The sequence below is a fragment of the Microbacterium sp. B19 genome (assembly GCF_000333395.1).
GTDB lineage: Bacteria > Actinomycetota > Actinomycetes > Actinomycetales > Microbacteriaceae > Microbacterium.
In genome coordinates this window covers 1-8,112 of sequence record NZ_BADA01000092.1, presented here as the reverse complement: position 1 = coordinate 8,112, position 8,112 = coordinate 1, and the positions used below count along the sequence as shown (strand labels likewise).

Here is an 8,112-nt window from a genome sequence, read left to right as displayed (position 1 = left end):
CGCTACCCCGGCGAGGTCCCCCTTCCGGCGTGGGCTCCCGAGGGCTTCCCCGCCTGGGTGATGTGGCAGCACTGGCTCAACGCCTTCTTCATGGTCCTCGTCATCAAGACGGGCTGGACCATTCGCCGGACGTCTCGCCCGATGGCATCCTGGCAGTCGCGTCGCGGCGGACGGAAGATCCCCATCGAACAGTTCATCCACGTCTTCCTCGACATGTTCTGGCTCGCCAACGGCATCGTGTTCGTGGTGCTGTTGTTCAGCACGGGGCAGTGGATCCGCGTCGTTCCGTTCTCGTGGGACTTCTTTCCCAACGCGGTGTCCTCGGCGCTGCAGTACGTGTCCTTGTCGTGGCCGACCGAGGACGGCTGGGTCAACTACAACGCGCTCCAGGTGCTGGCCTACTTCACGACGATCTTCCTCGCTGCCCCGCTCGCGGCGATCACGGGTCTGCGGATGTCGGCCCTGTGGCCGGCTCGCGCCGAGCGTCTCAGCCGGATCTTCCCCGTCGAGGTGGCACGAAAGGTCCACTTCCCCGTGATGCTCTACTTCGTCCTCTTCGTCCTCGTCCACGTCTTCCTCGTGTTCGCCACCGGTGCGCTGCGCAACCTGAATCACATGTACTGGGGCACGCAGGACGACGGCAGCTGGGCCGGCTTCACGGTGTTCGCGGTAGGAATGGTCGCCATCGTCGGCGCCGCTGTGGCGTTGCGTCCGGTCGTCACCACGCAGGTGGCAGCCCTGTTCGGTCGCGTCGGACGCTGACCCCGGCGGGTCGTCGCGGCGGACGCTCGCACGCGCGTCGGTCCCGAGGGCCCACGAAGACACCCCGCCGCCCCGCCCCGCCGGGCGGCGAGGGCGAGGCGCGGGGCCGACTCGGGCGTCAGCCGATCCGCATCGCGGCGCGGCTTGCGGCATCCGCCCGCACCACGCGCCGACCGGCGTTCTCGAGTCGGAGCGCGTCGACGACGGCGGCCCGCGTGGCATCCACATCGTTCGGGACGATCGCATCGCCGAAGCCCGTCGCCACCACGTCCTCCGCGCGCAGGCGGAAGGCGGTCGCCAATTCCGGTGCACGCGCCGCGTCCCGGTAGAGCACGGCCGCGCCGGGTTCGGGGCCGATGACCGAGAAGACCGATCCCTCGCTCAACAGCAGGGTGTCGGTCCAGGCGAGCCCCATCGCCCCGCCGCTCCCGCCCTCGCCCACGCACAGTCCGACGCTGGGGGTCGACAGGTCGCTCAGGGCCACGAGGGTGTGGGAGATCTCGCGCGCGAGCCCCTCCGTCTCCGAGGCGGGGGAGGGGTCGGCGCCGGGAGTGTCGATCACGGTCAGCACCGGGAGTCCGACGCGATCGGCCAGCCGGATGGTTCTCTGCGCGAGCCGGAAGTCCGCGGGCACCGGGCCGGCGTTTCGTCGTCCGGTCTTGTCGCGCTGCATCGCGACCACGGCCGTCTCGATGCCGCCGATGCGCGCGATCCCCGCGCGGAAGCAACGGCCCGCTCCACGCAGCTCCATCCATTCGTCCGCGAGCCAGCTCACCCAATCCATGCCGCTGGGGTGCTCCGGCGTGCGGACCGCCAGGACTGCCTCCCAGGGCGTGGCGGACGGGCGCGGCGCGGCCGGGCGGGCCAGCCGCAGCGGTTCGGGTGCGTGACGGACGCCGATCGCGCACTCGAGCCACTCCTGCTGCTGCTCCTCGGGAACGAGGGCGTCCACGTTGCCGTCGTGGTAGGCGGCCTCGGCGTTGTGCGACGTGGCATCCGGACGCTCTCCCGTGACGACCTCCACGACGCGCGGCCCGCCGAAGCCGATCACGGCTCCCGGCGCGACGGCGCGCATGTCCACGGCGTTCCCCCACGAGGCGAAGACGCCGCCCGTGCTCGGGCTGCGGAAGGCGGCGGCGGAGCGGAGACCGGCCCGTCGATGCACCGCCACCGCTTCCGTGGTCCGTCCCATCTGCATCAGCGCCAGGACGCCCTCCTGCAGGCGTGCTCCGCCGGAGCTGATGATGGCCGCGACCGGGAGGCGGAGGTCCGCCGCGCGCAGGAATGCCGCTGCGGTGGATTCGCCCGCGACCACGCCCATGGTTCCGCCCATCCGATGAAAGTCGCACTCGATGAGGACGTAGTCGCCCAGCGGAGCGTGGACGATTCCGGTGCGGATGGACTCATCGGAGGTGGCCGGTGGGAGGTAGCCGGGGAAGCCGAGAGGATCGGTCGATCGCCAGGCGCCGTCGAACGGGAGGTCGACCCGCGGCTCCGCGATCCTGATGGTCTGATCGGTCATCGTTCGGTTCCTCCGTCGCTCATTTCAGCGTCTCGACAAAACTTTCCAACTGCCGCACGGTGCGGCATTCCACCGCGGCGGTGACGAGCGGTGCGTACTCCGACATCGCGGAATCCCCGTCGCTCCACAGCGCCCGTCGCTCGGGATTGAGCCAGTAGACGCGGGAGGCGACGCGGCAGATCTCCTCGACCGCGTCCAGCCTCGGGTCGCGGTAGTTGGTCCGCGCGTCCCCGAGGATGAGGACGGTCGTCCGGAAGTCGATGGCATCCAGGTGGCGTCCCGAGAAGGTGGCGAGGACGTTGCCGTAGTCGGAGTGCCCGTCTCCCCAGACGCCCAGGCCGCGGGTGTTGATCAACCGCGTCGTCTCGGTGATGGAACCCGAGCGGCCGATGAGCGAGGTCACTTCGTCCACGCCGTCGACGAAGACGAACGAGCGCACGGAGGAGAATCGGCTCTTGAGGGCGAAGGCCAGTTGCAGGGCGAAACCCGCGAACGCCGCGACCGAGCCGGACACGTCCGCCAGAACCACCAGGCGCGGTCGCAGGGGGTCCGGGGGGAGATGACGCAACGACACCGGGGATCCGCCCGTCGACATCGACGCGCGGATGGTGGCTCGCACGTCGAGACGAGACCGCGCCGATGCGGGTGACTGTTCGGCCAGCACCCGCGAGAGTCGACGCCCCAGAGGCTCCACGACCTCGTTCATTCTCGCGATCGTCGCTGTCGATGCGGTGAGGAAGTCGGCATCCGTCGGGAGCGGCGCGCGGAGGACGGCGGCGACGGCGTCCGCTCCGCGATCGGCCACGAGGCGACGTCGCACCTCGCTCTCCACCGTGCGTTCGAACTCCGCGACCGCACGGTCCGCGCGGGCATCGCGCAACCGATCCGCGACGCCCGCCATGCCGCCGTGCAGGACTCCGTCGCGCGGAGCCGTGAGAGTGGCGCGGATCTCCTCGACGTGGAGTTCGCGCAGCGTCCGGAAGATGTAATAGGTACCGGCCACCGCACGACCGGGCTCCATCTTCGCGAACCGCCGCACCGCCTCTGCGGCGATCTCGCGGAGGAAGCTCCGATTGCCATGACGCAGGGCGGTCGACGTCGCCGCGCGGAGCGCGTCGTCGCTCAGAGCGCTCAGGCCCGCGCCGTCGACGGGCGTCCCGGTGAAGTACAGGTCGAAGAGAGCGTCGAACGTGTCCCGGTACTCCGCTCCCTTGGCCAGGCAGGAGGCGAGGGCGCTGCGGACGGTCTCGCGCTGCGTCAGATCGATCGCGTCGAGCGCCTCGGCGGCCAGGATGAGGTCGCTGGTGACGATGGGGACGTTGACGCGACGGAGTTCGGCGGCGAGCGCCCGCACCGCATCGATCATGTCCGCACGCCGAGGGTCTCTCGCGCCAGATCGATGTCGGACGCGTACTTGAGCAGGACGTTCGCGTGCGCGATGAGCAGGTCCTCGTCGATGTCCGTGGCCCCGAGGAGGAGGAGTGTGCGAGCCCAGTCGATGCTCTCGGAGATGCTCGGTCGCTTCTTGAGGTCGAGTCCGCGCAGCATTGCCACCGTCTCGGCGATCTTCATCGACAGGCGCTCGTCGATCCCGGGCACCCTCGAGCGGATGATCTCGCTCTCGCGCTCGGCATCCGGGTACGAGATGTGCAGGTACAGGCAGCGGCGCTTGAGAGCGTCGGACAGGCGTCGGTTGTCGTTGGACGTGAGGAAGACGAGCGGGGCCCGCGCCGCACGCATGGTGCCGAGTTCGGGGATCGTGACCTGGAAGTCGGCGAGGAACTCCAGCAGCAGTGCTTCCGTCTCCATGTCGAGTTGGTCGACCTCGTCGATGAGGAGAACGACGCGGTCCTCGGCTCTGACCGCCTCCAGCAGCGGGCGGGAGAGGAGGAAGTCCTCCGAGAAGACCCCGTCGAGGCTCGCGTCGGGTCCCGTCCCCGCGGCCTGGAGCGCGAGGAGCTGCTTGCGGTAGTCCCATTCGTACAGCGCCCGAGCCTCGTCGATCCCGTGATAGCACTGCAGGCGGATCAGGCGTGCGCCTGTCGTGCGTGCGATGGATGCCGCGAGGTCGGTCTTCCCGGTCCCGGCCGGCCCCTCAAGGAGAAGGGGCTTCTCCAGCGCGGAGGCGAGGAACACCGTCGTCGAGATGTCGGCGTCGGGGAGGTACCCGGTGGCGCGCAGTCCGGTCGCCACGTCGTCCGGGGACGTGAATCCGTGGGGGAGATCTGCGTCGATCATCACTGCTCCATCGCTCGGCCACTACCGTGTGAGATTGCTTACCGTAAGGCATACCATAAATACCTGCCGACGGCTGCGCTCACGACAGGAATTCCCGCGCGGCACGCATGGCCGCCGGGCTCGAGGGGGTGCGCCAGTGGTCGACGTCCGGGAGGAGTCGCAGCTGGGTGTTCGTCATCGACGTGGCGGCCATGGTCGCCGGCCCGAGGTCGTCCTTTTCGCCCAGGACGATGAGGACGTCGGCCGTGATCGCGCGCAGTCGACTCGGGGGTGGAGGTCCGGGGAAGTGCCGCAGGAACGCCTCGATGCGCGAGAGGTCGTTGCCCGAGGTCTGCGCCGCCCGGCGCAATTGTGCGAGGTCTGCGTCGTCGCGGGCGGGGTCGGCGAGGCGATCGGCCAATCGGGCGTTCTCGCCGGGCCGGGGCCACGCGCGGTCGCCGAACCCCAGGAGCACGATCCTCTCGAACCGGTCGGGCTCCTGCGCGGCGAGGTGGAGAGTGAGCGCCGCGCCGAGGGAGAATCCGATCGCCGTGTCGGCTCCGGACGCCTCGTTCAGAGCAGCGGAACTCACCAGCTCGATGTCGGCGGTGGGGGGGAGCGGCGAGTCCACGTGGCCGGGAAGCCCGAAGGGGATGGGCAGGATGTCGACCTCGGCGAGGAGGTCGGGCCATCCGTGCTGGACCCAGCCGTGGTCCCACGAGGACGCGAAGCCGTGCGTCATGAGGGCGCGGCGCGGCGAGGGCATGACGCGCCTCACACCTCTTCGGCGAACTCGAGGGACGGGGCCTCGCCCGGCTCGAACGACATGGCGGGACTCTGGGTGAGTCCCGGAGCGAGGGCCGCCATGCGCTCGATCAACTCCGCACCCGAGAGGCTCGGGCAGCGTCCGATCGACACCAGCTGAATGCGACCGTCGGGGTCCTGGCGCCGGAACGTGCGGTATTCCGTCAGTTCCGGTAGGCCGGCGTGCAACTCGTCGGTGTGGGTGGTGTTCAGGAAGCGGATGAGATCCGCCTCGTCGTCGGGGGTGCGAGGGCGAGTACGAGCGACCCAGATTGCAGACATGGCATCCTCCTCAGGATTGGAAACGGTGTTACTGTATCGCTTACCGGAACGCGATACAGCGACGTGCGCACACTTGGGAGAACTGCCATGGGAATTGAAGCATCGACCATTCTGATCGACGGGGCCTGGCGGCCCTCGCGGTCCGGAGCGACGTTTCCGGTGACCGACCCCGCCTCAGCGGAGGTCATCGGTCACGCGTCGGATGGCGACGCCCAGGACGTGCAGGATGCCATCGCCTCGGCATCCACCGCTTTCGAGACGTGGTCGCGGACGACCGCCTATGAGCGTGCGGCCGTCCTCACGCGGGCCCACCGGCTCCTGCAGGAACGGCACGAGGAACTGGCCCGTCTGCTCACGCGCGAGCAGGGCAAGCCCCTGCGCGCGGCGCGCACCGAGGTCACCTATGCGGGAGACTTCCTCGCCTGGTTCGCCGAGGAGGCCAAGCGCATCAGCGGCGTGACCATTCCCTCGGCGCGCGCGGATCAGCGCTTCCTCACGATGCGCCAGCCGGTCGGAGTCGTCGCCGCCATCACCCCGTGGAACTACCCGATCTCAATGATCACGCGCAAGCTCGCCCCGGCCGTCGCGGCGGGCTGCACGGCCATCCTCAAGCCGGCGGCGCAGACGCCGCTGCTCGCCGTGGAGACGCTGAAGCTCTTCCTCGACGCCGGGCTGCCCGCGGGAGTCATCAACATGGTCACCAGCCGCCGGGCCGCAGAAGTCGGCGATGCGCTGCTGGAGTCGCCCGAGGTGCGCAAGCTCACCTTCACCGGCTCGACCGCGATCGGCAAGATGCTCGTGCAGAAGGCCGCGCCGACTCTCAAGAGGGTGTCCGTCGAGCTGGGCGGGCACGCGCCGTTCATCGTCTTCCCGGATGCCGATCCCGAACACGCCGCGAAGGGGGCGGCACTGGTCAAGTTCCTCAACACGGGGCAGGCGTGCATCAGCCCCAACCGCATCTACGTCCACCGCTCCCTTTACGACGCCTTCCTCGAGACCCTGGAGAAGCGGGTCCGCGCGCTGAGGGTGGGACAGGGTGAGCAGGAGGGCGTCTCGATCGGCCCGCTCATCGATGAGCGCGCGGTCGCGAAGATGCAGGAGCAGGTGGGCGACGCCAGGGACAAGGGTGCGCGCGTCCTGGTCGGCGGCGATCGCGTCGCGGTCGACGGCATGGCCGGCACGACGTTCTACGCTCCCACCGTCCTGGCCGACGTCACTCCCGAGATGCTCATCTCGGTCGAGGAGACGTTCGGTCCCATCGCGGCGGTCACGCCGTTCGATGACGAGGACGAGGTCATCCGGCGCGCGAACGACACGGAGTACGGCCTCGCGGCCTACGTGTACACGCGGGACCTGTCGACCGCGATCCGCGTCACCGAGCGCCTCAAGTTCGGCATGGTCGGCGTCAACGACATCAACCCGACATCGGCCGCGGCGCCGTTCGGCGGCGTCAAGTCCAGCGGACTCGGCCGCGAGGGCGGTTACGAGGGCATCGACGAATACCTCGACACCAAGCTCGTCGGCATCGCCATCTGACACCCCGAGGACGAAGCGGAGGACTCCATGAACCCTTACGAACACCGTCGTCGGAACGTGTCGCTCGACGAGGACGACCAGACGATCGCGGAGGCGTTCGCCGACTTCTTCGGCTCCGTCGTGTCGCCGGACTCCGTCCGGCAGGCGGAGGCCGAGGGCATCGACCGCGAACTCTGGCAGCGGGCGGTCGAGATGGGCGTGACGTCCATGGCGCTGCCGGAAGACCTCGGTGGCGACGACGCGGGCGTCTTCGCGCTCGCCCTCGTCGCCGGTGAGGCGGGGCGCGTGCTCGCACCGATCCCGTTCATCGACCACGTCGTCGCGACCCGGCTCCTCGTCGCCACCGGCGACCCCGCCGCGGTGCCGCTCATCGCGGCCGCGGCCACGGGGGAGACCATCCTCGCCTTCGCCGCGCAGCCGCTCGATGCCCGTCGTCTCGTCTCCAGCGCCGCGGTCGCCTCGCAGGTGGTCGGGTTCGACGGTGCGGACATCGTCGTCGTCTCCGCGGACGAGCCGCGTGCACGCGTCCGCAACCGCGCGAACCTCCCGTCGGCATGGGTCGATCCGGCTGCGGAGCGAAACCTGCGTCTGGCGTCCCCGGTTGCGCCGACGGCCTACCGTCGGGCGCGCGACGAGTGGAACGTGCTGACGGCGGCCGCGCTCGCCGGCCTCACGGCGGGGAGCCTCGCGCTGGGAGCGGAGTCGACGAAGACCCGCGAGACCATGGGAGTGCCCCTGGGCATGCTCCAGGGTGTCGCGTTCCCGCTCGTCGACGCCCACATCGGCGCCGTCAGCGCGCGCAGCCTCGCGCTGCGCGCCGCCTGGTTCCTCGACCACGAGCCCGACGCCGAGAGCCACCTTCCGGCCGCCGCGCTCGTGTACGCGCATGACGTCGCGGTCCGCGGAACCAACGTCTCCGCGCACGTGCAGGGAGGGCTCGGTTTCACGAACGAGGCGCCCACCACGCCCTACTCCTCCGTGCGCACGGG

General features: G+C 69.9%; 8 protein-coding genes. 3 read left to right on the top strand and 5 right to left on the bottom strand.

Translation table 11 applies throughout. The features are described from left to right. On the top strand, positions 1 to 762 hold a 762-nt coding region (locus I5G_RS03115; RefSeq protein ID WP_022877749.1), incomplete at its 5' end, for a cytochrome b/b6 domain-containing protein. Between the two features lie 118 nt (positions 763 to 880). On the opposite strand, the gene I5G_RS03110 is transcribed toward I5G_RS03115, so the two are convergent. The 5 genes from I5G_RS03110 to I5G_RS03090 form a co-directional block, all read right to left on the bottom strand. Beyond that, positions 881 to 2,284, bottom strand: a complete 1,404-nt coding sequence (locus tag I5G_RS03110; protein WP_022877748.1) for a carboxyl transferase domain-containing protein — start codon at positions 2,282 to 2,284, stop codon at positions 881 to 883. A gap of 19 nt (positions 2,285 to 2,303) precedes the next feature. After that, on the bottom strand, positions 2,304 to 3,650 hold the full coding sequence (locus tag I5G_RS20305; protein WP_022877747.1) for a VWA domain-containing protein: 1,347 nt from the start codon (positions 3,648 to 3,650) through the stop codon (positions 2,304 to 2,306). Further along, the gene (locus I5G_RS03100) at positions 3,647 to 4,522 is read right to left on the bottom strand and encodes a MoxR family ATPase (protein ID WP_022877746.1); all 876 of its coding nucleotides are present in this window, start codon (positions 4,520 to 4,522) and stop codon (positions 3,647 to 3,649) included. Before I5G_RS03100 ends, I5G_RS20305 begins: the two co-directional genes overlap by 4 nt. Positions 4,523 to 4,601: 79 nt before the next feature. After that, positions 4,602 to 5,267 (bottom strand): alpha/beta fold hydrolase, encoded by a 666-nt coding sequence (locus I5G_RS03095; RefSeq protein WP_022877745.1) that lies wholly within the window; start codon positions 5,265 to 5,267, stop codon positions 4,602 to 4,604. Between the two features lie 8 nt (positions 5,268 to 5,275). Next, complete coding sequence (locus I5G_RS03090; protein ID WP_022877744.1) at positions 5,276 to 5,587, bottom strand: hypothetical protein; 312 nt, start codon at positions 5,585 to 5,587, stop codon at positions 5,276 to 5,278. Between the two features lie 87 nt (positions 5,588 to 5,674). On the opposite strand from I5G_RS03090, the gene I5G_RS03085 reads away from it, so the two are divergent. Beyond that, positions 5,675 to 7,123 (top strand): NAD-dependent succinate-semialdehyde dehydrogenase, encoded by a 1,449-nt coding sequence (locus I5G_RS03085; protein ID WP_022877743.1) that lies wholly within the window; start codon positions 5,675 to 5,677, stop codon positions 7,121 to 7,123. Between the two features lie 27 nt (positions 7,124 to 7,150). Beyond that, positions 7,151 to 8,112 (top strand): acyl-CoA dehydrogenase family protein (locus I5G_RS03080; RefSeq protein ID WP_022877742.1); only part of this gene is annotated, 962 nt, incomplete at its 3' end.